Annotated in this window: 20 protein-coding genes; 10 read left to right on the forward strand and 10 right to left on the reverse strand. The window is 36.4% G+C overall.

The window, feature by feature from the left end; translation table 11 throughout:
• Window positions 1–8: 8 nt before the first annotated feature.
• Window positions 9–791: an MlaE family ABC transporter permease gene (locus AC0L3Q_RS23430; protein WP_473283415.1), complete on the reverse strand. Its 783-nt coding sequence runs from the start codon at window positions 789–791 to the stop codon at window positions 9–11.
• Between the two features lie 144 nt (window positions 792–935).
• Between AC0L3Q_RS23430 and AC0L3Q_RS23435 the strand changes: the two genes are divergently transcribed.
• The 4 genes from AC0L3Q_RS23435 to AC0L3Q_RS23450 all read left to right on the forward strand — a co-directional run bounded on the left by AC0L3Q_RS23435 (window position 936) and on the right by AC0L3Q_RS23450 (window position 4,866).
• Window positions 936–1,418 carry a heavy-metal-associated domain-containing protein gene (locus tag AC0L3Q_RS23435; RefSeq protein ID WP_473283417.1) on the forward strand — a complete coding sequence of 161 codons (483 nt, stop codon included), beginning with the start codon at window positions 936–938 and terminating at the stop codon, window positions 1,416–1,418.
• 99 nt (window positions 1,419–1,517) lie between these two features.
• On the forward strand, window positions 1,518–2,414 hold the full coding sequence (locus AC0L3Q_RS23440; RefSeq protein WP_473283419.1) for a serine/threonine protein phosphatase: 897 nt from the start codon (window positions 1,518–1,520) through the stop codon (window positions 2,412–2,414).
• Window positions 2,415–2,423: 9 nt separating this feature from the next.
• Entirely contained in the window at window positions 2,424–3,611 is a 1,188-nt protein-coding gene (locus AC0L3Q_RS23445) for a helix-turn-helix domain-containing protein (RefSeq protein ID WP_473283421.1), read from the forward strand.
• 4 nt (window positions 3,612–3,615) lie between these two features.
• Window positions 3,616–4,866, forward strand: a complete 1,251-nt coding sequence (locus AC0L3Q_RS23450) for an acyltransferase family protein (protein ID WP_473283423.1) — start codon at window positions 3,616–3,618, stop codon at window positions 4,864–4,866.
• A gap of 13 nt (window positions 4,867–4,879) precedes the next feature.
• On the opposite strand, the gene AC0L3Q_RS23455 is transcribed toward AC0L3Q_RS23450, so the two are convergent.
• Window positions 4,880–5,119, reverse strand: a complete 240-nt coding sequence (locus AC0L3Q_RS23455; protein ID WP_073318271.1) for a NifU family protein — start codon at window positions 5,117–5,119, stop codon at window positions 4,880–4,882.
• Window positions 5,120–5,122: 3 nt separating this feature from the next.
• The gene (locus tag AC0L3Q_RS23460) at window positions 5,123–6,262 is read right to left on the reverse strand and encodes an Mrp/NBP35 family ATP-binding protein (protein WP_473283425.1); all 1,140 of its coding nucleotides are present in this window, start codon (window positions 6,260–6,262) and stop codon (window positions 5,123–5,125) included.
• Between the two features lie 193 nt (window positions 6,263–6,455).
• On the opposite strand from AC0L3Q_RS23460, the gene AC0L3Q_RS23465 reads away from it, so the two are divergent.
• On the forward strand, window positions 6,456–7,295 hold the full coding sequence (locus tag AC0L3Q_RS23465; protein ID WP_473283427.1) for a hypothetical protein: 840 nt from the start codon (window positions 6,456–6,458) through the stop codon (window positions 7,293–7,295).
• Here AC0L3Q_RS23465 and AC0L3Q_RS23470 read toward each other — a convergent pair.
• Genes AC0L3Q_RS23470 through trmB form a run of 4 tightly spaced genes read right to left on the reverse strand, consistent with a single transcriptional unit; the run spans window position 7,292 to window position 8,956 of the window.
• Window positions 7,292–7,648, reverse strand: a complete 357-nt coding sequence (locus AC0L3Q_RS23470) for an MGMT family protein (protein ID WP_473283429.1) — start codon at window positions 7,646–7,648, stop codon at window positions 7,292–7,294. The two genes, AC0L3Q_RS23465 and AC0L3Q_RS23470, sit on opposite strands and share 4 nt — an antisense overlap.
• Window positions 7,639–8,013, reverse strand: coding sequence for a hypothetical protein (locus AC0L3Q_RS23475; RefSeq protein ID WP_473283431.1), 375 nt, complete (start codon window positions 8,011–8,013; stop codon window positions 7,639–7,641). Before AC0L3Q_RS23475 ends, AC0L3Q_RS23470 begins: the two co-directional genes overlap by 10 nt.
• Complete coding sequence (locus AC0L3Q_RS23480; protein WP_473283433.1) at window positions 8,013–8,267, reverse strand: hypothetical protein; 255 nt, start codon at window positions 8,265–8,267, stop codon at window positions 8,013–8,015. Before AC0L3Q_RS23480 ends, AC0L3Q_RS23475 begins: the two co-directional genes overlap by 1 nt.
• Before the next feature lie 14 nt (window positions 8,268–8,281).
• Complete coding sequence (gene trmB / locus AC0L3Q_RS23485) at window positions 8,282–8,956, reverse strand: tRNA (guanosine(46)-N7)-methyltransferase TrmB (protein ID WP_073318284.1); 675 nt, start codon at window positions 8,954–8,956, stop codon at window positions 8,282–8,284.
• A 209-nt stretch (window positions 8,957–9,165) separates the two neighbouring features.
• On the opposite strand from trmB, the gene AC0L3Q_RS23490 reads away from it, so the two are divergent.
• A complete protein-coding gene (locus AC0L3Q_RS23490) occupies window positions 9,166–10,221 on the forward strand; it encodes a glycosyltransferase (RefSeq protein ID WP_473283435.1) in 1,056 nt (351 codons plus the stop codon).
• Here the strand turns inward: AC0L3Q_RS23490 and AC0L3Q_RS23495 are convergent.
• The 3 genes from AC0L3Q_RS23495 to AC0L3Q_RS23505 all read right to left on the reverse strand — a co-directional run bounded on the left by AC0L3Q_RS23495 (window position 10,159) and on the right by AC0L3Q_RS23505 (window position 14,455).
• The gene (locus AC0L3Q_RS23495) at window positions 10,159–11,238 is read right to left on the reverse strand and encodes a sensor histidine kinase (RefSeq protein ID WP_473283437.1); all 1,080 of its coding nucleotides are present in this window, start codon (window positions 11,236–11,238) and stop codon (window positions 10,159–10,161) included. The genes AC0L3Q_RS23490 and AC0L3Q_RS23495 overlap by 63 nt on opposite strands.
• On the reverse strand, window positions 11,239–11,922 hold the full coding sequence (locus AC0L3Q_RS23500; protein ID WP_473283439.1) for a response regulator transcription factor: 684 nt from the start codon (window positions 11,920–11,922) through the stop codon (window positions 11,239–11,241). It lies immediately after the preceding gene.
• 136 nt (window positions 11,923–12,058) lie between these two features.
• Window positions 12,059–14,455: an anion permease gene (locus AC0L3Q_RS23505; RefSeq protein WP_473283441.1), complete on the reverse strand. Its 2,397-nt coding sequence runs from the start codon at window positions 14,453–14,455 to the stop codon at window positions 12,059–12,061.
• A 486-nt stretch (window positions 14,456–14,941) separates the two neighbouring features.
• Between AC0L3Q_RS23505 and AC0L3Q_RS23510 the strand changes: the two genes are divergently transcribed.
• From AC0L3Q_RS23510 to AC0L3Q_RS23525, 4 genes are all read left to right on the forward strand, one after another.
• On the forward strand, window positions 14,942–15,301 hold the full coding sequence (locus AC0L3Q_RS23510) for a toxin-antitoxin system YwqK family antitoxin (RefSeq protein WP_473283443.1): 360 nt from the start codon (window positions 14,942–14,944) through the stop codon (window positions 15,299–15,301).
• Window positions 15,302–15,683: 382 nt separating this feature from the next.
• On the forward strand, window positions 15,684–18,539 hold the full coding sequence (locus AC0L3Q_RS23515) for a TonB-dependent receptor (RefSeq protein ID WP_473283445.1): 2,856 nt from the start codon (window positions 15,684–15,686) through the stop codon (window positions 18,537–18,539).
• A gap of 40 nt (window positions 18,540–18,579) precedes the next feature.
• Window positions 18,580–19,743, forward strand: coding sequence for a multidrug transporter (locus AC0L3Q_RS23520; RefSeq protein ID WP_073318301.1), 1,164 nt, complete (start codon window positions 18,580–18,582; stop codon window positions 19,741–19,743).
• A gap of 704 nt (window positions 19,744–20,447) precedes the next feature.
• Complete coding sequence (locus tag AC0L3Q_RS23525; RefSeq protein WP_073318303.1) at window positions 20,448–21,740, forward strand: hypothetical protein; 1,293 nt, start codon at window positions 20,448–20,450, stop codon at window positions 21,738–21,740.
• Window positions 21,741–21,801: the final 61 nt, after the last annotated feature.

The following is a 21,801-nucleotide window of genomic DNA, read 5'->3' on the forward strand; positions in this document are numbered from 1 at the left end:
TCAATTACTTATATCTCAAAAAATAAGTCTGCTAGAAATACTGCTATAAAATCAATAACAAATAATAACATCGATGTATAAACTACAGCCGAGTTTGAGGCTTCTCCCACTCCTGCTGTTCCTTTTTTACAATGATACCCTTTGTAGCAACCTACTAACCCAATAGCAAATCCAAAAAAGAATGATTTTACTGTAGCCGGGATAATATCGCTATACGTAATAGCATCAAACACTTGATTAAAATACAACCGAAACGATACTGCTCCCTTTATATTTTCGATAATCGCAGATCCAAATAATGCAATCGTATCTCCAAAAACAATTAGTATAGGTAACATAAGTGTTGTTGCCGTAATGCGGGTAATCACAAGATATTTAAAAGGGTTTGTTCCCGATACCTCCATAGCATCTATTTGTTCTGTTACTCGCATAGAACCAAGTTCTGCGCCAATACCTGACCCTATTCGTCCTGCACATATCAAAGCAGTTATCACTGGTCCTATCTCTCTAACAATAGATATACCTACCATAGAGGGCATCCATGATTCAGCTCCAAACTCCATTAAAGTCGGACGGGATTGTAAAGTAAACACCAACCCGAGAATAAAACCCGTAACTCCTACCAAAAGCAAAGATCTATTTCCAACATAATAACATTGTCGAAGTAATTCTTGAAATTCAAATGGTCGAGAAAATACTTCTTTAAAGAACCGCCCAGCAAAGAAGGACAAATCCCCAACTTCTGTAAAAAAAGCTCTCGTTCTTTCTATGATGCGAAGTGACTGCGTCATGACTTATAATTCTCGATTATCCAAATATAGAAGCAGTCACTTCCAATAACTATGATATATATCAGATCTCTATATACATCGCATTGACATTTGTCATAGTTTACCGTATAGTTTTTATATAGGTTTAGTTCAAAATTAGAAACCATGAAAACTACGGTAACGATACAAAACTTAAAATGCGGGGGATGCAAAAGCACAATTGCGAAAAAACTACATCAACTCCCAGGGATACAAGATATCAATGTCGATACAGATAATTGTACTGTTTCTTTTTGCTATCAGACCGATAACGGGATAGAAACGGTCGAAAAAGAACTATCTAAATTAGGGTATCCCATTGAAGGAGAAATCAACACAATAGAAAAAAAGCAAAGTCTTATATTAGCTGTGCATTGGGTAGATTCAATACGTAAACCACCACTTTTAAACCTAAATAATATCATCATGAAAGAAACTGCAAAAAAAGAAGCCTCGTCCAGCAAGGTATATGGCCTTGGCTTTATCGGTTCTGCTATCTATTTTATAAGTACTGCAACCAGTTTTTGGATGGGTGTACTTGGAGTTTTAAAAGCTATTGTTTGGCCGGCCATTTTGGTATACGAAGCGTTAAAATATCTCAAAGCCTGATCGTTTTTTAGTAAATTTTTCCTTTCTTGTTTTGAAATGAAGATCTCTCTTAACTTATAAGTAAAGGGAATAGTTTATATTTACTAAAAAACATACCCAATGTCGTCTCAATCCCGACTAGATCGCGCATATAAAAATGCCAAAGTTATTGAGTTTAATGATAGTTCAAAGTTTGTCTTATTTAGTGATTGTCATCGTGGGGATAATAGCTTTGCAGATGATTTTGCAAACAATCGAAACATCTACTTTCATGCACTAAAACACTATTACAATCAAGGCTTTTCGTATTGTGAACTAGGAGATGGGGACGAATTATGGGAAAATCTTACGTTCGAAACCATTTTCAGAGCGCATAAAAATGTTTATGAACTCCTTCAGTTATTTTTTCAGGAAAATCGACTAGAAATGATTTGGGGCAATCACGATATGGTTTACCGGGATCCTAGTTACGTAAAGAAGCATCTGAGCTCTTATTTTGATCAAAAAACAGATTCTACCGTTCCCCTTTTTCCAGGTATAAAGTACCATGAAGCGATCATTTTAAAACATCAAGACACTAATCAGGAGATCTTTTTACTGCATGGACATCAGGCCGATTTTATGAATTACATAGGCTGGCGTATCAATAGATTTCTGGTACGGGTATTATGGAAACCACTTCAGGTTGTTGGTATTGCAGATCCTACAAGCCCTGCCAAAAACTATAAAGAAACCATTAAAGTAGAGCGTAGAATAAAAAAATGGATCGCTTCAAAAGGTAACTTATTTACAGTAATAGGGCATACGCACAGACCACGTTTCCCCGAGGCTGGCGAGTTGGCCTTGTTTAACGATGGGAGTTGTGTACATCCCAGATCGATCACCGGAATGGAAATTGAAAACGGATGTATCACATTGATCAAATGGCAAATTGCAACTACAGACGATGGAGTATTACAAATCATCAGAGTTCCTTTAGAAGGGCCACAAAAGCTTACTGAATTTATAACAGAATAATCTGTTGAGATGCAAGCAGAAAATATTCAAGATATTTTAGATCAAATCCCAATTCGGCATGATATAGCCTCCTATATCATGTTTTTGGGAATCGTATTAGGATTGTTGGTAGGAATACTCATTCTAATAAAAACCAACAAAAAAAACGTAGCGTTCAAATTCTTAGGTGTTTTTCTGATCGCGCAAGCCATTATATCACTAGATAATTTTTCATGCTATACTGGGTTGATGAAATATGCTATAGCGTTTAATGACTCTACAGAGCCTCTCGTACTTATTCTAGGGCCTAGTATGTACTTATTCGTGTATAGCTTGCTCACAAGAAAACCAGTTACCTTAAAGAATATTGGGGTTCATTTGGCTCCAGCCATTTTTTATGGCTTGACCCAAATCGGGTATTACCTACATCCCACTCCTGTTAAAATCAATGCGTATTTGGGAGCCTATCACGATCACTTAACAAAGGCAACAATCCCTGATGGTACAACCTATAATTATTTATGGATCAAGGATGAGTTTCGTTGGGTAATTTTAGGGAGTTTGATCATTTATATTATACTGTCATTTCGTGTTCTATATCATTATCTACGTCAAAAAAACATCCATCTTACCCGAAGCACACTTCATAATAAATACTCATTTACACGAAATTTAGTCCTCTCGTTTCTAACTGTTTTCGTAATCATTTTTGCAGTGTATTGGAATTTTGAAGACGATTCTGGAGATCACTATATTACCACTTTTGTAAATCTATCTGTTGTAGCAATTACATTAATTATGGTATCCGAATCCAGATTCTTTCAGAATTCATGGATTTCTGATAAATATGAAACGCTGAGCTATACCCATCAAGAAATTTCTATTGAAAAAATTAAAGAATTTGTAGAAACCAATGGCTTTTATCTTTTGGAATCCGCATCACTAAAAACGCTAGCTCAAGAATTGAATTCTAGTGCTAATTATATCTCACAAATCATCAATACTTCAACAGGGCTTAATTTTAATGATTTTATCAATCAATATCGAATTGATTTGTGCAAACAACGTTTAGTAGATCCAGAGTATAATCATCTTACCATAGAAGCTATCGGTAACTCTGCGGGGTTTAAATCCAAATCCTCTTTTTATAATGCTTTCAAAAAACATGTACAGATGTCTCCAAAAGCATTTGTGACTCTTCAAAAATCTTCTTTCTAAATATTTGAAAACGTCCAGAATTACAATTCTGTACCTAATTACGGCGGATTTTGATCAAATCAACCCAGAATTATTTCAATTTTGGACCTCATCAATCTTGAAAAATATGGAACAGAAAATTCGACGTTACGACATTGACTGGTTACGGGTCATTGTTTTTGGATTATTAATTTTTTATCATGTAGGGATGTTTTTTGTACCCTGGGGATGGCACATTAAAAACAATGTCATTTATGATTGGCTACGTTGGCCTATGCTTTTTTTAAACCAATGGCGTTTACCCATTTTATTCGTCATCTCCGGAATGGGAACGTATTACGCACTGTCCTCACGTAATCTTTGGCAATTTAATCTGGAGCGATATCTGCGTCTGGGAATACCCCTGGGGGTAGGAATGTTACTTATTGTTCCCCCTCAAGTATATGTAGAACGTTTGGCGAATCATGAGTTTACAGGCTCTTTTTGGACTTATCTTCGAGGACCTGCTTATGTTGGTATCTATCCCGAAGGAAACATCAGCTGGCACCATCTCTGGTTTTTACCCTACTTGTTTGTGTATTCTTTTTTGTTATCTCCTCTTTTAATTTTTCTGAAGAGAAGAAAGACCAAACTGGTGAATTGGATTGCTACATTATTACAAAAACCGTTAGGATTTTACCTATTTGTAATCCCATTGTATTTTGTTGAAGTCTTGATAGAACCTTTCTTTCCGGTAACGCATGCGCTGGTAGACGATTGGTTTACCTTTATCAATTTCCTCATCTTGTTTTTCTATGGATTCGTTTTACTGGCTACCGGAAATGTATTTTGGGAACATATAGATCGAATCAAGAAAAAGGCCCTTTGGATCGGGATTATTGCTTTTTCATTGCAAACCACCATTTGGGTAATAGGTAAAGACAGCATCTTTATTCATTTTACTGAAGGGATGGTTAAAGTAGTCAACTTATGGTCCTGGATTTTGGTCATTTTTGGATATGCCGCAAAATATTTAAATCACAAAAGCAGAACTATAGCATACTGCAATAGAGCGGTCTACCCGTTCTATATACTACATCAAACGATCACCGTTATTATTGGGTATTTTATAATGGATTTGCACTGGGGTTTTATTGCCAAATTTGCAATTATGGTGATAGGAACTTTTCTGGCAAGTTGGATACTATATCACTTTATAATACTCAAAATCCCTTTTCTACATCCATTATTTGGATTAAAAAAGGGATATCGTAATACAAATAAAGGTTCTTTTTAAGAACCTTTATTTATTATCCTATATTTAATACTTCTTCTATTTGAGGAGCATACTTTTTGATCGTCATTTCTACCCCAGACTTCAAAGTCATCTGGTTAACGCTACAACCTACACAGGCACCTTCTAGCTGTACCATAACTCTCTTGTCGTCTTCAATAGAAACCAAAGAAATATTACCTCCATCACTCTCTAAAAAGGGTCTAATCTCATCCAACGCCTTTTCTACATTTGCTCTTAATTCTTCTGAAGTCATTTCTTATTTTTTTACAGCAGAACATCCTGCCATTGTTGTTATTTTAATCGCTTCAGTAGGAGGTAAATTTTCATTTCTGTTTACCACTTCCTGAACCACACTTTTTGTTATTTCTTCGAAAGCTTTCTCGATAGGAGTAGCCGTTTGCAATGCTGCTGGTCTACCCACATCTCCCGCTTCTCGTATGCTTTGTACTAATGGAATTTCTCCTAAAAAAGGAACTTCTAGATCCTCTGCTAAATACTTAGCTCCTTCTTTTCCAAATATATAATATTTATTGTTAGGAAGCTCTTCTGGAGTAAAATACGCCATATTCTCGATAATTCCTAAAACCGGAACATTGATACTCTCTTGCTGGAACATTGCTACTCCCTTTCTAGCATCTGCCAGTGCCACATTTTGCGGAGTACTTACTACCACAGCACCAGTAATCGGTAAGGATTGCATTATAGATAGATGAATATCCCCAGTTCCTGGAGGTAGATCCAAAAGTAGAAAATCTAATTCTCCCCAGGCAGCATCAAAAATCATCTGGTTCAATGCTTTGGCAGCCATTGGACCTCTCCAAACCACAGCTTGATTAGGCTGTGTAAAAAATCCTATCGACAGTATTTTTACTCCATAATTCTCGATAGGTTTCATTTTGGATTGATTACCCACTTTTACCGAAAGTGGTCGTTCTCTTTCTACATCAAACATAATTGGCGCAGAAGGACCATATATATCCGCGTCTAGCAATCCAACATTGAACCCCATTTTGGCCAATGTAACCGCCAAATTCGAAGTAACTGTAGACTTTCCTACACCTCCTTTACCCGAAGCTACTGCAATGATATTGGTAATCCCTGGAATTGGTTTCCCTTTGATTTCATTTTTTTGAGGCTGAGCAGCCGGTGCTTCTATTTTGATATTGACTTTTACTTTTGCCTTCTCATAAACATGCTCATGAATCGCTTTCAGTATATCTACCTCAGCACGTTTCTTGATATGCAATGCTGGTGTTCCTAAAACCAAATCGACGATAACTTCATCTCCAAAAGTGATTACGTTTTTTACGGCACCACTCTCTACCATATTTTTTCCTTCTCCAGCAACCGTAATAGTCTCTAGCGCTTTTAGGATCTCAGATTTTTCCAATTTCATGCGTTTCTCTTTTTCCTTTTATGAACAAAACTATCTAGATTCATTCTAAACGCAAAGATAGGTCGAAAAGTTAACATTATAAAGCCTAAAAATCGAAATGATTTATAGTGCGATCGTCTTTGATAATATTATGTTTTTGAATATGGTATGATTTATGTGCTTTAGGCTTTTTGAATTTTCACAGCAAACCACAATGAAAAAAACAGCACTAGTTTTAGCTCTCCTAATGATATTCAGTATACCCAATATTATGGGGCAAGGAAAACTCGAAAAAGCAGAAAAAAGTATTTCCAAAAAAGAACGACGAGAAAGTCGAGGTTCAAGATCTCAAAGTACAACTGTGGATTATGATGATTATCAAGGTAGTTTTATTGAAGAAACCTTTGCTGCCTTATTCGTAGATGTGGTTTTATTTGGTTCGTATTATGCCATGATCGAGACTCCAATCGAGAGAGAATATTCAGCTAGTATGGCATCGATCACCAAGTATCCTTATCTCGATGGAAACAAAGGTAACTATGCATATCAGCAGGGTGAGGACACTCAAGGTTTTCGTACTACTTTGTCTAGTCGTTTTGTTGCCGAAAACAGTAAACTTTATGGAAACCACCTTAATTTGAATATGCGATTTCTACAAAGAGTCGGTGTTGAAATTGACTACCTGCAACTCTGGGAAGAAAACACGAATTTTGGTCGTAATTCGTTGGCGCTGTATACAGCATTAGCAAAATATCACAGAGTACGCACACAACGCTTTGATGCCTGGTGGGGATTGGGAGCTACCTATGTTGATGGTGCTATAAACGAATGGGGATTTACTTATGGTGTTGGAATCGAGTGGTTCTTTGCCAAACCCTTCAGCCTGGAATCTAATTTCAACCAGACGTTTATTAACGATGAAACTATTAATAAATTTAATGGGCTAGTAAATTATCACATCGGACGCTATAAGCTTTCTGGAGGAATGGAACATTTGAAAATTGGAAACACTGATTTTACCATGTTCTCTGCAGGATTAGGTATTGCTTTTTAGAGTTCCTTCATAGGATCCCAAAATATTTTATCAAACTCCTGTATTTGGTTATCGATAACTTCTACCCCTTCGCTTTCTAAAAGTTGTTGCATCAAATTCGTTCCTTGAAAATGATGTTTCCCAGTAAGGATTCCTTTTCGGTTCACTACTCTGTGCGCGGGAACATCGTCCCTACCATCACATGCGTTCATCGCCCATCCTACCATTCGGGCGCTTCTGGCCGCTCCTAATGTTTTTGCAATCGCTCCATACGAGGTTACTCTCCCATATGGAATTAGCTTCGCTACTTCATAAACTCTTTCAAAGAAGTTGCCCTCCGATCCTGATTCGTTATTCTTTTCTTTTACTCCCATGTATAAATAATTCGTGCCAAGGTAATCACTACCAGAATTAACATCAAAATCCCCATAAAATAATTGGAGTATTTGGTGATCGTTGCGGTCTTTTTTTCAATTTTCAGAAAGGAGAACACATAAAAATAAAGGGTTACAAAAGTTCCCGATCCCGCAGCAATAATAAAAGCAATAATTCTTGGTGCGTCGTATTCTATTTTACCACTAACACTCATCCCTGCGGCAATAGCCACAAAGTAGGGTATAGGCAAGACATTAATAGCAGACATCATTACTCCTTTAAAAAAACTCCGAGTGTTATTATGCCTGTATACCTTTATCTTGGTTTCTCTTTGTTTTGCTTTGGCAAAGAAATAAATCGCCATCAAAAAAAGATTACTGCTCCCGTACGAAGTAGTATGTTTTTTACAAATGGACTGAAGAAGATATATTTTGCCAATAGAATAGCTACCAATGCTTGAAATACAACAATCACAGAAGCTCCTACAGCCACCAAAACCCCATTCTTTTTACCTCGCTCAAGACAAGTGCGGGCAACCGTCATGTTCACCAATCCTGGAGGTATTACCCCAATCAATGACGCAAAAAAAGTGACAAGAAATAGTTTGGTTGTTTCCAAGATGGTAAGGCCGATTAAGTAATTTTAAATTGAATGTAAGTTATGGGTTTATTTTCTTCTAAATATTGTTTTTCATAAAAAGTTTGTATGGCTGTCACCACCTCTGGAGCACCCGAATTATGGTACACATTATGATTGGCATAAAGCACTTCGTGCCCTTCTCCATGAAGCAATCCCAAAGTGTATCCATGCATAAATTCACTATCTGTTTTTAAGTGCACCAAACCTTCAGCTTTTAATATTTTCTTATACCGATTTAAAAAATCATGGTTAGTCAAACGATGCTTGGTTCGCTTATATTTTATTTGTGGATCAGGGAAGGTAATCCAGATCTCATCGACCTCTCCCTCTTCAAAAATATATTCGATCAATTCTATTTGGGTTCGTATAAAACCCACATTATTCATTTCATTTTCTATGGCCGTTTTAGCACCTCTCCAGAACCTGGCGCCTTTGATGTCTATCCCGATAAAATTTTTGTCAGGATATCGCTCGGCCAACCCAACAGTATATTCACCTTTACCACACCCCAATTCTAATACAATTGGGTTTTGATTTTTAAAAAATTTCTCCTTCCATTTTCCCTTATATCCCAAGGAATTGTTAAGCACCTCGTCTCGGGTAGGCTCTATTACATTTTGAAAGGTTTTATTCTCGTTAAAGCGTTTTAGTTTATTCTTACTTCCCACGTATCAACTATTTCTTTTCTACTAGTCTCAATTACTAAATATTCGTTACAATCTCGATAATCTACAAAAAGTGTGCAATTATGAGTGTCGAATTATATTAAACATAATTTTTTGGTAAAATTAAGGAAATATACGCATAAGGAAATAGGATTACTTTTATTCTTTAGAACAAATAGTTAGTCGGTCTAACAAACTAAAAACTAAGACATTTGGACAAAAAAGTACTTGTAGCTCCTCTAAATTGGGGATTAGGCCATGCAACGCGATGCATACCTATTATCAATGCATTAATCGAAGAAGGATTAGAACCTGTAATTGCTTCAGATGGAGCGGCGCTTGCGCTATTGAAAAAAGAGTTTCCTTCTTTACAAACCAAAGAACTTCCTTCGTACAATATTGAATACGCAAAAAAGGGAAGTAACTTTAAGTTAAAGATGCTCTTGAATAGCCCAAAAATTGCGCATGCGATTAGTGCCGAGAAAAAGGCCATAAAAAAACTAATAGAACAGGAAAAATTTTGTGGGATCATCTCTGATAATCGTATGGGGGTTAGACACAAAAAAATCCCTTCGGTTTTTATTACGCATCAGCTAACAGTACTTAGTGGAAATACTACATCTTTCAGTACCAAGTTACACAACAAATACATCAAAAAATTTGACTTGTGCTGGGTACCAGATATGGCAGATGATCCTAATTTGAGTGGTGAGCTGGGGCACCCCAAAAAGAGCAATGTACCTGTAACCTATTTGGGTCCGTTAAGTCGATTTGAGTATAAAGCAATGCCAAAAAAGTATGATATTATGGTACTGCTTTCGGGGCCGGAACCACAGCGTACTTTACTCGAACAAAAACTATTTAGAGAGTTTGAACAAAGCGATAAAAGTATAGTTTTGGTGCAAGGCATTATAGAAGATACGCATAAGACCTATGTAAAGAATAATATTACTATTCATAACTACCTGATGGGAAAAGAGCTTGAAGATACCATTAATAGCAGTAGCTTAATCATTTCTAGATCGGGATATACCACCGTAATGGATCTGGCCAAATTAAAGAAGAAGGCATTTTTTATCCCTACTCCAGGACAGTTTGAACAAGAGTATCTGGCACAGCGATTAACCCTTAACAAGTTGGTACCAAGCTGTAATCAGCACGAGTTTACTTTGAAAAAATTACATGATTTGAATATGTATAGAGGACTAAGCAGTTTTAGTACCGACATCGATTACCGGGAACTTTTTCACTTTTTCCAGAGTAAATGAGAATTCGCTTCCTACTCTGTAGTCACTTTCTACATAAATACGTTCGTGATGCGCTTCGATAATGTGCTTTACAATGGCTAGCCCTAATCCCGAACCACCTTCTTTTCGGGATCCACTCTTGTCTACCCTGTAGAAGCGTTCGAATAGTCGAGGGATATGTGCCTGTGCAATACCTTCGCCATTATCGGTTACCCGAACAATAACTTTATTGCGGATCAGATCTTCGATACTTACCTCTGTAGTACCGTCTTCTTTTCCATATTTTATAGAATTGACCACCAGATTCGATAGTACTTGTTGTATACGTTCTTTATCGGCATGGACCATTATTGGATCTTGATAATTCATATCAAAAGCCAATGCTATGTTCTTTTTGGAAGCTTTCATTTCGTACAAATCGAATACACTCTGCACCAACTCTACGATATCAAAATTTACGTAGTTTAAGTTCAAATCACCCGTTTCTAACTTGGTAATCATATCCAGGTCATTTACGATATAAATCAAGCGCTCTACTCCTTTGCTGGCACGATTCAGGTACTTCTCCAAAATTTTGCGCTCATTCATAGCCCCATCCAACAAGGTTAGGATATATCCCTGTACTGTAAAAAGAGGAGTTTTAAGTTCGTGAGATACATTTCCCATAAACTCTTTACGATAGGCTTCTCGGATTTTTAAGGTCTCAATTTCTGTTTTTCGTTGTTGAGCAAATTTCTCTACTTCTTTAATAAGTGTCCTCATATCTGTAGTTACCGGACCATCACTTACCTTATCTACTTCGAGCATTTCGATATCGTCGTAAATACGTCGAACTCTACGATAAATAAAACGCTCTACCCGATACTGCACCACAATAAAACACACCGCATAGCAACTCACAGCAAACGCCAAAAGAAATAAGAAATTCAGCTGTGATTGTATGAATAAAAAAACGCTCAATGCGAGCGTTAATACTATCGTTATGTATAAAGACGACAGGTATGCAAACCTATACGACTTCCTGAAGTTTTCTGCCATTTATACTACAAACTTATATCCGACACCTTTGATCGTTTTAAAGCTATTGTCTCCTATCTTTTCTCTTAATTTTCTAATATGTACATCGATGGTACGTCCTCCTACAATAACTTCATTTCCCCAAACCTTATCAAGGATATCTTCTCGCTTAAAAACCTTACCTGGTTTAGAGGCCAATAAAGATAGTAATTCAAACTCTTTTCTGGGTAAAATGATCTCTTTTTTGTCTTTAATGATCTTATATTCATCTCGGTTAATTACCAGATCTCCAATTTTCACCACGTTATCCGAAGAATCATCTTCTTTAAGCCTTCTTAGTAAAGCTTTTACTTTACTAATCAATACTTTTGGTCGAATTGGCTTTGTAATATAGTCGTCTGCACCAGCATCAAAACCTGCTACCTGAGAATAATCTTCTCCTCTTGCGGTCAAAAATGTAATAATGGTGTGTTGCAAATCCGGAACCTTACGTATTTGTTCGCAAGCTTCGATACCATCCATCTCAGGCATCATAACATCCAGAATAATTAAATGTGGTTTCTTTTTCTTTGCAATTTTTACGGCTTCTACACCATTTTCTGCGGTAAGTACATTATACCCTTCTGCAGTTAGATTGTATCCAACGATCTCTAGAATATCAGGTTCGTCGTCTACTAATAGAATGGTAATATCCTTTTTATTCATCTTTTTATTGAATTAGATCACTTCGGGTAAATATACTATGTTCGTTTGAAAGTTTTGCCTCTAAGCTATTAGGAAACACTAAACTAACACAAAAATCTCATAAGGATAACAATTCCTTAACTTTACAAGATGCGCTCTAATCCTGATGATCCCTATACGCTGCTAATAAATTCATGGTTGCCGTAATCAGGTCTTTGGTCTCTGTGAGCAATCCAAAATACAGGGTTGTATTTTTAGGACTACTTTCTTCTGTTCGGGTTCTGGCAATTTGTTTTGAGATTTTGGTGCTTACCAATGTGTATAACTCTTGTTTTTCTTCGATAATACCATTTAGCTTACCAAACTCTTTTTCGTCAAACACCGTTTTTATGTTATCAAAGAAATTGCCGAGTTGGTTCTCGATTTCTTTAAGGTCTTTAATTTGATTAAATCGTAAACGTTTGTGATTATTGTTCACGTGCTTATGACTTACTTTGGCAATATATTCTAAAGATTGTGTGATATCTTCCAAATAGCCCAAAATGGAAATATAGAAATCACTGGCTCCAACGCTGGACTCGTCTAGATTTTTAATAAAGTAAAAGATACTATCTCTTAGCTCTTCTACTTCGGTTTCTAATTTGGCAATACCTTTTCTACTCTTTTTAAGCGCTGTCAAATCATATTTTGCAAGGCTCTCGATCGTATTTCCATAAATCTTATTACTTCTATTGATAAAAGATCTTACATTATCAGAACTTTCTTCGATCACTCCTTGTATAGAACTACTTTCGGATTTCTTTAATCGATCTTCGGCGCGCTCTGCTCTGGTCTTATTACGATACTTGATGGTACTTCTGATAATTAGTAACAAAGCAACCAACAACAATACACCTGTCATTATAGGTTGATGTATATTGATCAGAAATGCAATCAAAGCCGCTGCCAAAAACGCACTAATTGCGGTAAAGAACCATCCTCCAATTACATTAAGTACTCCCGCCACACGATACACAGCACTTTCACTTCCCCATGCACGATCTGCCAACGAAGTACCCATGGCTACCATAAACGTAACATAGGTAGTAGACAATGGTAATTTCATAGAAGTAGCAATCGATATCAAAATACCTGCCACCATCAAGTTTACAGCTGCTCTTACTAAATCAAAAGCAGGCTTATCTTCTTTTTTTGAAGCAAAGAAATTCGTCTTTGTCGCTTCTTCATCAAATTGTTTTTCTACAAACCCTTTAAAAGAACCAGGTGTAATTGCAGAAATCCATTCGGATATCGATATGGTGGTACGAACTATCCCTCGAGACAAAAAGTTAGGTCTAAATTTTTCGTCCCCTTCTCCTTGTCGAGATAAATCAATAGATGTTTTTACAACGTTCTGCGCTTTTGCCGAAAACCATAAGGTGAGTACCATAATCAACCCTGCGGCTAACAACAAAAACGTTGGTGTAGCTACCTTTGATGCTAACACCTCCATAGTGAATGCATCTGCAGAAACTCCAGAGGCAGACCACGCTTCATAGGATTGCCATGCCGCAATAGGTACCCCAATAAAGTTCACCAAATCATTACCTGCAAAAGCTAATGCCAATGCAAAGGTTCCAACGATAATAATAATTTTATAAATACTGGTTTTGAAAACAGAAATGATCAAATAAGAAAGTATCGACCAAAAAACAAACCCAACAGCTACAATCAACAATACATTAGTTTCTAAAAACCCTCTTAGCGTTATCGCAACGGTTCCCGCATTTTCATCAATAGCAAAAAGGTCTTTTTTGGCTTTTATCAATTCCTTTACAGATTCGTATGCACTATTAAAGTAGGCATTTGCCCAATCCAAAAGTCCTTCGGCACCACCATTGTAGACAACATCAATTACAGATTTTGCATAATTGGTTCCTTTGATTCCTTTGATAAAAATGAAGTATAATATTGCCGTTAGTGCTACTCCACCAAATAAGGCGCCTACCCATTTGGCTTTCTTTTCAAAATTAAATGATAGTAATAATCTGGATATATACTGTACAATCGCTCCTACCGAAAAAGCCACTACAACCGATAGTAGTATCCCGGCAATAATTTCTCCGGCTTTCTTTGTATTGATATAATTTCCAAGATCAGCAATAGATAAGGAAGAATCAGCAAATATCTTAAGCAAAGCCACACAAACCGCAGCACCGAGTAATTCAAATACAATAGACACTGTAGTAGAAGTAGGCATCCCAAGCGTATTGAAAAAATCCAGCAATAAGATATCTGTAATCATTACTGCCATAAAGATGATCATGATTTCATCAAAATAGAACTCTCCTGGGACAAAGATTCCTTTTCTGGCGACCTCCATCAATCCACTAGAAAAGATAGCTCCGGCTGCTATTCCCACACTCGCAACAATCATAATCGTTCTAAAAGAAATAGCCTTAGAACCAATAGCAGAATTCAAAAAATTTACTGCGTCGTTGCTCACTCCAACAATCAGATCCGCAATAGCCAAAACTGCTAAAGCAACGATCATGAATATGTAAATATCACTCATATATATTGTACCTACTTATAAACCACAAAAATGTTATTTAAAATCAAGTCATATGTTATTGAAACGTTATCTTTTTGATGCTTTTAGCACCCAAAATATGATGTAAACACCTATGATTTTTTCCAGCCTATATGATCGTTCTTTAGACCAAAACAAAAGCCCGGTAAGCCATAACAAATTAGTTTTACTGTTGCATACAAAAAACAAGATGTTGTATTTCAAGTGATTAAATATATAACAGTTATCGGATTCATAAAACACCAGCTCTTTTTTTACCCCGGTTATTACCCAATCTAAGCCCATATCACTCTAAAACCTATCAATTTGTCATTTTCAATGTTATCAAAATTGATATTGTAATTATTTGATAAACAAATTATTACAAGCTTAATGTTAATTTAATGTTACTTAAATGTTGTTTAAAAGTAAAATTAATGTTACTTTTGTAATATAAATATTAAGAACCCCGAACAAAAACATCAAGATATGAGAAATTTAGTAACAGTGATAGCATTGATCTTTTCGGTAACTATCTATGCTCAAGAAGTAAAACCTACTTTTGAAAAACAAGGAGACTTAATTAAAGGTACGTATTTTTATGAAGACGGAACCGTAAGTCAACAAGGATTTTACAACAAAGAAGGTAAACTTCATGGTGAATGGAAAGCTTATGATGTTACAGGAAAGAAGATTGCTATGGGGCAGTATGTTAATGGAACAAAAACCGGAAAATGGTTTTTTTGGAATGCAGACAAATTATCAGAAGTAAATTATTCTGACAATCAAATTGCAGATGTGACCACCTGGACTGGTAAAGACAATGTAGTGGTCAACTACAAGAATTAAATACTACCTAAAAAAGTACAGAAAACCGCTTCAATGCATTGAAGCGGTTTTTTTGTTTTTACCCGTCAAAAAAATCCCTTAAGCCTCTACCTATTTGCACTTATCTCAATCATTAGAATTTAAATTAATTTTACATCTTAACACTTTTCCTGTATTTATTTACAAATTATTATCATATCTCCCACACTACTCCCAGTGTATTATTTACTTTATTTATAATCTTTTAAAGACACGCATAACATATTTCTAATGTTAAGAAAACCTTCTATAAACATAACTGCATAACAATTATCTAACATTATAATCATACATACTTAATTTTTGAGTAACTCAGATTTAACACAACCTGTCGTTCTTTGCCCGGAATTTCAGAACAAGTTAAATGAGAAAAATTGTTACCCTTTGCGCATTGCTATTTGTAGGAATAATCTCTGCGCAGGAAACCGGATCGGTAACGGGAACTTTGTTAGACAAAGAATCCAACGATCAACCCCTTCCTTTTGCCAATGTTATCATCAAAGGCACTACCAAAGGAACTACTACAGATTTTGATGGTTTATATACGATCGAAAATCTAGAACCAGGGGTACATATATTAGAGTTTAGTTTTGTAGGTTATCAAACTGAAGAAAAGGAGATCACCATCACTGCTGGAGAGACACTTACTGTAAATGTTACATTGGGCGCTAGTGCAGCAGCACTAGAAGAAGTTGTTGTAAAAGGAACCAGTGTTAAAAAAGAAAGTGTTCAGGCACTACTTCTAGAACAACAAAATGCTGTGGTTCAAAAACAAAGTATTGGAGCTCAAGAACTTTCGAACAAGGCAGTAAGTAATGCAGCTGCCGCTGTTACAAAGATCTCGGGAATCTCAAAACAAGAAGGCGGAGGTAATGTATATGTACGAGGTCTTGGAGACAGATACTTAAACACCACTTTTAATGGTTTATCGCTTCCTGCAAATAATGTAGACAAGAAAAACATCGACCTTAGTCTTTTTGCTTCTGACGTGATTCAAAATATTGGTGTAAGTAAAACCTATGCAGCTAATTTTTACGGGGATTTTGCAGCAGGTAATGTAGACATCAAGGCAAAAGAACATAGTGGAGATGCATTTATTGATGCAGACCTGGGAAGTAATATCAACACCGCTTCTGTTGGAAAAAACTTCTTGAAGAGCGAAGGAACCGGACTATTTGGTTTTTATAACAGATATAGTAACAATCCATTTGCTGTGATTTTATCTCATGGTGTAGACCCTGTTTCGTCTGAAGGTCCTGTAGGTCTTTCTGGATCTATTACAGGAGGTAAGTCCTGGGATATCGGAGAAGAATCAAAATTAAGCGTATTTGCAACGGCTTCTTTTGGGAGTAACTACGAATATAAAAGAGGACAAGCAGCAAACGTAACCGCTGCAGAGAATCAAATATTTAGAGATTCTGAAATCTTTGAATACAGTCGTACTACCACGGCAATGGCAAATATCTCATATCGTATCAATCCAGATCATAAAGTAAAATTCACTTCCTTATTTATTAATGATGCTACAGACGAAGTAGGACGTTTTGGGATAGATGGAAATGGTTTTAACAGAAATACAATTGCTGATATAGACGACTTTGGTTTTTTTACACAAAACGTGCAGTTTGAGCAAGACATGATCTTTGTGAACCAAATATCTGGTAACAGCAAAATCAATGACAAATTAAAGTTGGATTACGGAGTTGGATTTAATAAAGTACTAGCTCGTCAACCGGACAGAAAGCGTATTGCAATAGAGCAGTTTGATCTTGCCTTGGATAATGACCCAAGTACAAACCCTGTTCTTTTCCGAAATGTAGATTTTGACAACCAACGTTATTTCCAAAATATCGAAGATGAAGAATTGAATGCTAGAATCAACCTAGCCTATGAGAATTCAGAAAATCTTTCTTTTAACTTTGGGTACAACGGACGTATCAAAAAACGTGAATTCGACAACCAACGTTTTGGATTAAGTATCATAGAACCAAGAACAGAAGTTACCGATGTAAATAATCTCGATGGTATTTTTAACAGAGAAAACCTGGGTGTTGTATACAATACAGTAGTGATCAATCCTATTGATCCTTCTATCGGATTAGGAGACACCAATCTTCCTGGACTTCCTGAAAATACTTATACTGGTGACCTTGATATCCACGCGGTATACGCCAATGCGATTTACAAAGTTGGAGAGAAGTGGACATTTGTACCGGGACTACGTGTAGAATCTTTTAATCAAAGTATTGAATACGACGTAATCAACCTAGTGTTCAATAATCCTGGACGTAACGAAGCTAAAGAAACATTTTTCTTACCAAGTTTAAATATCAAATACGCATTAAACGACGATCAAAACATCCGTTTTTCTGCTAGTAGAACAGTTTCGAATCCAGAATTTAAAGAAGTTGCCCCTTTCGTTTATGAAAACGTAACTGATCGTATCGGAGGTAACCCAGATCTATTAAATGATCCGGCTTTCTCTTCGATCATCAATTTGGATTTGAAATACGAATGGTTCTTCGAAAGAGGTCAGGTATTCTCTATCGCCGCTTTTGCAAAGCAAATTAACGATCCTGTAAACTTGGTATCTGCAAATGATGCAACTGGAACACAACGTTTCTTCAGAACTGGTGATAAAGCAGAAGTATTTGGTATCGAATTAGAAGCACGTAAAGCACTTTTATTAGATGCTGAAGACGAAAGTTTACTTTCTGCAGGTCTGAATGTAACCTATACTTCTACAAAACAAGATTTAAAAACGGTTTCAGGAACCTTTAATACTAACTTTAACAGAGACTCTGATGAGTTGCAAGGTGCATCACCATTCTTGGTAAATGCAGATGTAAGCTATACGCCAACCTTTGGAAAATATAAGCCTGTAGCTAACCTTGTGTTCTCCTACTTCTCTGATAGAATCGATGCTTTAGGAGCTGGACAATTAGGAAATATTGTAGAAAAAGGAGTACCAACACTTGATTTTGTTTGGAAGAATAAAGTACATGATAACTTCGAAATTAATGTAAGCGTCAAAAACTTGTTAAACCCTACTATCGAGAGAGTACGAGAAGATGCTACCATTTCAGAAGATGTACTTACAACCTATAACATCCCTTTTACAAGAGATCAAAATAATGAAATCAATCCATTAGATGAGTTTGCACTTTCTAGCTATAAAAGAGGTGTGAATATCGGATTACAATTTAAATACACATTTTAACCCAATTAGAAACGTACAAAATTCATTAAAACTAAAACACATGAAAGCAAACATATTCATTTTAAACTTATTTGCGATTGCACTGCTTTTTGTAGGATGCGCAAATGACGATACAGCAGATATCACCATTAACATCGGTGAAGGTGGATCAGTTGTAGATCCTTCAGATTTGGTAATCGGAGGTACACTAACAGAAGATCTTACTTTGGTAACAGGAACTGAGTATTCTTTGAACAGCGCTTTAATTGTACCAGAAGGGTTCACACTTACTGTAGAGCCAGGTGTAGTAGTAAGAGCAGCTACAGGATCTGACGTATATATTGCAGTACTACAAGGAGGAACTATCAATGCCGAAGGAACTTCATCTAATCCTATCGTATTTACATCTGCTACCACTACTCCTAATCCTGGAGACTGGGGAGGTTTGATTATCTTAGGAAGAGCACCGATCAACTCTGTTGTTGGTGGAGATGCAACTTCTACTTCTGAAATTGGAGGATTACCATACGGAGGAAGTGCTGTAAATGACAACTCTGGTATCCTTAGATATGTGCGTATAGAGTATTCTGGTGGTGCAGCAGATGCAGCTTCAGAAAATAATGGATTCTCTTTTTATGCTGTTGGAAACGGAACTACTATCGAATTTATCCAAGCTTTTGAAGGAGCGGATGATGGAGTAGAGTTCTTTGGAGGAACTGTTGATGCTTCATTTATATCTGTAGTTGGAGCACAAGATGACTCTGTAGACTGGACTGAAGGATTTACAGGAACATTAACCAATGTATACATTGAGCACAGACAATCTCATGACAAAGGAATAGAAGGTGACGGGTTTAATACGGATATAGGAAACAACTCTAACCCAGTATTCTGGTCTGCTCCAACAGTAAGAAACCTTACGATTAATGGAATCGGATCTTCAAACGAAAATGAAGCTATCAGATTGCGTGCTGGAACAAGAGCTACTTTTGTTAACGTTTCTCTACAAGGATTTGCAGAAGGTTTTGACCTTGATGACACTGAAACAGGAAACGGTGTTTTGGCAGGAGAAACTACTATTACTGATATCACTTTTGACGATATCACACTTAACCTTAAAAATGATACAGGAGCTGCTTTTGTAGAAGGTGATATCATCTCTGGTGTAGGTAATGGTACTGGTGCAGATTACAACTCATGGAATTCTGGATGGACTCGTAACTAATTTCATCCCATAATATATTAGCCGAAATAGGCTTTAGACTGTCTAAAAAGTATTTCAGTAAGGAAATCAAAATCTTTACTACTTTTTAGACAGTTTTTTTATATCCTCTTTTTCAAAACCTTTTCTTTTATTCTTCCCATTTTGATGGTGTCTCAATAATTGCAGCACAGAGAGCTGTTTCTTTTTGATTTACAACCCATTAAACCACCTACTGAAAATTAAGAAAACAATTTTCTGGTGAATTTGTTCATTAGTGAACTATGAAATTCAGGAAAACAACTAGAAATTTCAAAAAAACAAAAGCAAATTCATAATACTACATTACGTTAGTATTAAGAGCATTTTGGTTAATTGATCGAATTTAACGCTCAGGTAACAATTCTGTAATCTTTTGTAAAAAAAGATAAAACACTATCAACCCTATTTAAACAATGTTGATAAAAGTGCAATTTCTTTTATTTTAAAACAGCACTAAATCCTTGTTTTTTATGACCTTATAAAAAAATCAAGGCAACTTCAAAAAGGATATTAATTCCCCAGAAAATCCTACAAATAGTATCGTTTTTCTCATTTTTCCTACATCACAATCCCTTAAACTAAGCATAATAGTGGCATAAAACCGATTACTGGAAAACCGTATTTATTTGTAAAAGTTTTTAAACTCAAAATAAGAACAAAATCTTAAATTCTTTAAACTTTTAATTATGAAAAAATTATTGATTGCAGGTTTTGCAATGTCAATCTTAGCTTTTACAGGTTGTGGTAGTGATGACGACGGTGGAGAACCAACTACCCCGCCAACAGAAAGTACTACTCTTTCAGGACAAATTACTGAAAACAGAACTTTAACTGCTAACAACATTTATACATTAGATGGACGTGTTACAGTAACTAACGGTGCTACTTTAACTATCGAAGCTGGTACTATCATCAAAGCGCAAGGGGGTACAGGTGCAAACGCATCTACTTTGATCATTGCTAGAGGAGCTAAAATTGAAGCTAACGGAACTGCTGCTAGTCCAATCATCTTTACTTCTATTGCAGATGATATCCAAGTTGGACAAACAGAAGGAACCAACCTTGACGAAAACCAAAGAGGACTTTGGGGAGGACTTATCATTCTTGGTAACGCTCCTGTATCTTTAAATGGTGATGCTGATGCTGCACAGATTGAAGGTATTCCTGCAAGTGATACCAACGGATTATATGGAGGTAGCAATGCTGCTGACGATTCTGGTTCTGTAAGATATGTATCTATCCGTCATGGTGGAGCATTAATCGGAGAAGGAAACGAGATCAACGGATTAACTCTTGGAGGAGTTGGTACTGGTACTACTATAGAGTTTATCGAAGTAGTAGGTAACGTTGATGATGGTGTTGAATTCTTTGGAGGAACTGTAAACGCTTCTAACTTATTAGTATGGGCACAAGGAGATGACGCTATCGACATCGACCAGGCTTATTCTGGAACTATCGATAACGTAGTAGTTGTACAGGGAGCTATTTCTGACCACGGTCTGGAAATCGACGGACCTGAAGGATCTGCTACTGGTTCTTTCACACTTCAAAATGTAACTTTATTCGGATCTGATTCTGGTGAGGTTGCTGACTACAGAAGTGGTGCTACCGGGACTACAAGCAACGTATTGGTAACTGGATTCACAGCTTCTGCTGATGTTGAATTAGATAACAATGGTGTTTCTCAAAATTTCCTTGATGGTGCATTAACTTTCGCAAACTGGGAGGTAGTATTACCAACAGGTGTTGCTGCTGCAGAAGACATCTTCGTAGAAAAAGTAGGATGTGCAATGAACTGTGATGACGCTGATGATGCTAACGATGTTCCTGAAGATCCAATCATCTTAATGCCTACTTTCACTGAAAGAGCTGCTAATTTCTCTACTGCTGTAGCTGATGCTGCTTCTGCTACTGTAGGTGCAACGACTTCAGCATTTAGCTGGACGTTTGCAAACTCTAAAGCTAATTTAGGTTTCTAATATAATTTGAATATAGTCAAAACTAGTTAGTACAAGGTATTGCTCGTCTCCGATTAGGGAC

It is taken from the genome of Aquimarina sp. KJ22-3, from assembly GCF_055808215.1.

Bases quoted from the DNA above. Each gene is read 5' to 3' on its own strand.
- AC0L3Q_RS23440 (WP_473283419.1), top strand. From the start codon at position 1,518: ATGTCGTCTCAATCCCGACTAGATCGCGCATATAAAAATGCCAAAGTT.
- AC0L3Q_RS23525 (WP_073318303.1), top strand. From the start codon at position 20,448: ATGAAAAAATTATTGATTGCAGGTTTTGCAATGTCAATCTTAGCTTTT.
- AC0L3Q_RS23465 (WP_473283427.1), top strand. From the start codon at position 6,456: ATGAAAAAAACAGCACTAGTTTTAGCTCTCCTAATGATATTCAGTATA.
- AC0L3Q_RS23500 (WP_473283439.1), bottom strand. From the start codon at position 11,922: ATGAATAAAAAGGATATTACCATTCTATTAGTAGACGACGAACCTGAT.
- AC0L3Q_RS23455 (WP_073318271.1), bottom strand. From the start codon at position 5,119: ATGACTTCAGAAGAATTAAGAGCAAATGTAGAAAAGGCGTTGGATGAG.
- AC0L3Q_RS23445 (WP_473283421.1), top strand. From the start codon at position 2,424: ATGCAAGCAGAAAATATTCAAGATATTTTAGATCAAATCCCAATTCGG.
- AC0L3Q_RS23510 (WP_473283443.1), top strand. From the start codon at position 14,942: ATGAGAAATTTAGTAACAGTGATAGCATTGATCTTTTCGGTAACTATC.
- AC0L3Q_RS23435 (WP_473283417.1), top strand. From the start codon at position 936: ATGAAAACTACGGTAACGATACAAAACTTAAAATGCGGGGGATGCAAA.
- AC0L3Q_RS23515 (WP_473283445.1), top strand. From the start codon at position 15,684: ATGAGAAAAATTGTTACCCTTTGCGCATTGCTATTTGTAGGAATAATC.
- AC0L3Q_RS23470 (WP_473283429.1), bottom strand. From the start codon at position 7,648: ATGGGAGTAAAAGAAAAGAATAACGAATCAGGATCGGAGGGCAACTTC.
- AC0L3Q_RS23505 (WP_473283441.1), bottom strand. From the start codon at position 14,455: ATGAGTGATATTTACATATTCATGATCGTTGCTTTAGCAGTTTTGGCT.
- AC0L3Q_RS23495 (WP_473283437.1), bottom strand. From the start codon at position 11,238: ATGGCAGAAAACTTCAGGAAGTCGTATAGGTTTGCATACCTGTCGTCT.
- AC0L3Q_RS23430 (WP_473283415.1), bottom strand. From the start codon at position 791: ATGACGCAGTCACTTCGCATCATAGAAAGAACGAGAGCTTTTTTTACA.
- AC0L3Q_RS23460 (WP_473283425.1), bottom strand. From the start codon at position 6,262: ATGAAATTGGAAAAATCTGAGATCCTAAAAGCGCTAGAGACTATTACG.
- AC0L3Q_RS23475 (WP_473283431.1), bottom strand. From the start codon at position 8,013: ATGGCGATTTATTTCTTTGCCAAAGCAAAACAAAGAGAAACCAAGATA.
- AC0L3Q_RS23520 (WP_073318301.1), top strand. From the start codon at position 18,580: ATGAAAGCAAACATATTCATTTTAAACTTATTTGCGATTGCACTGCTT.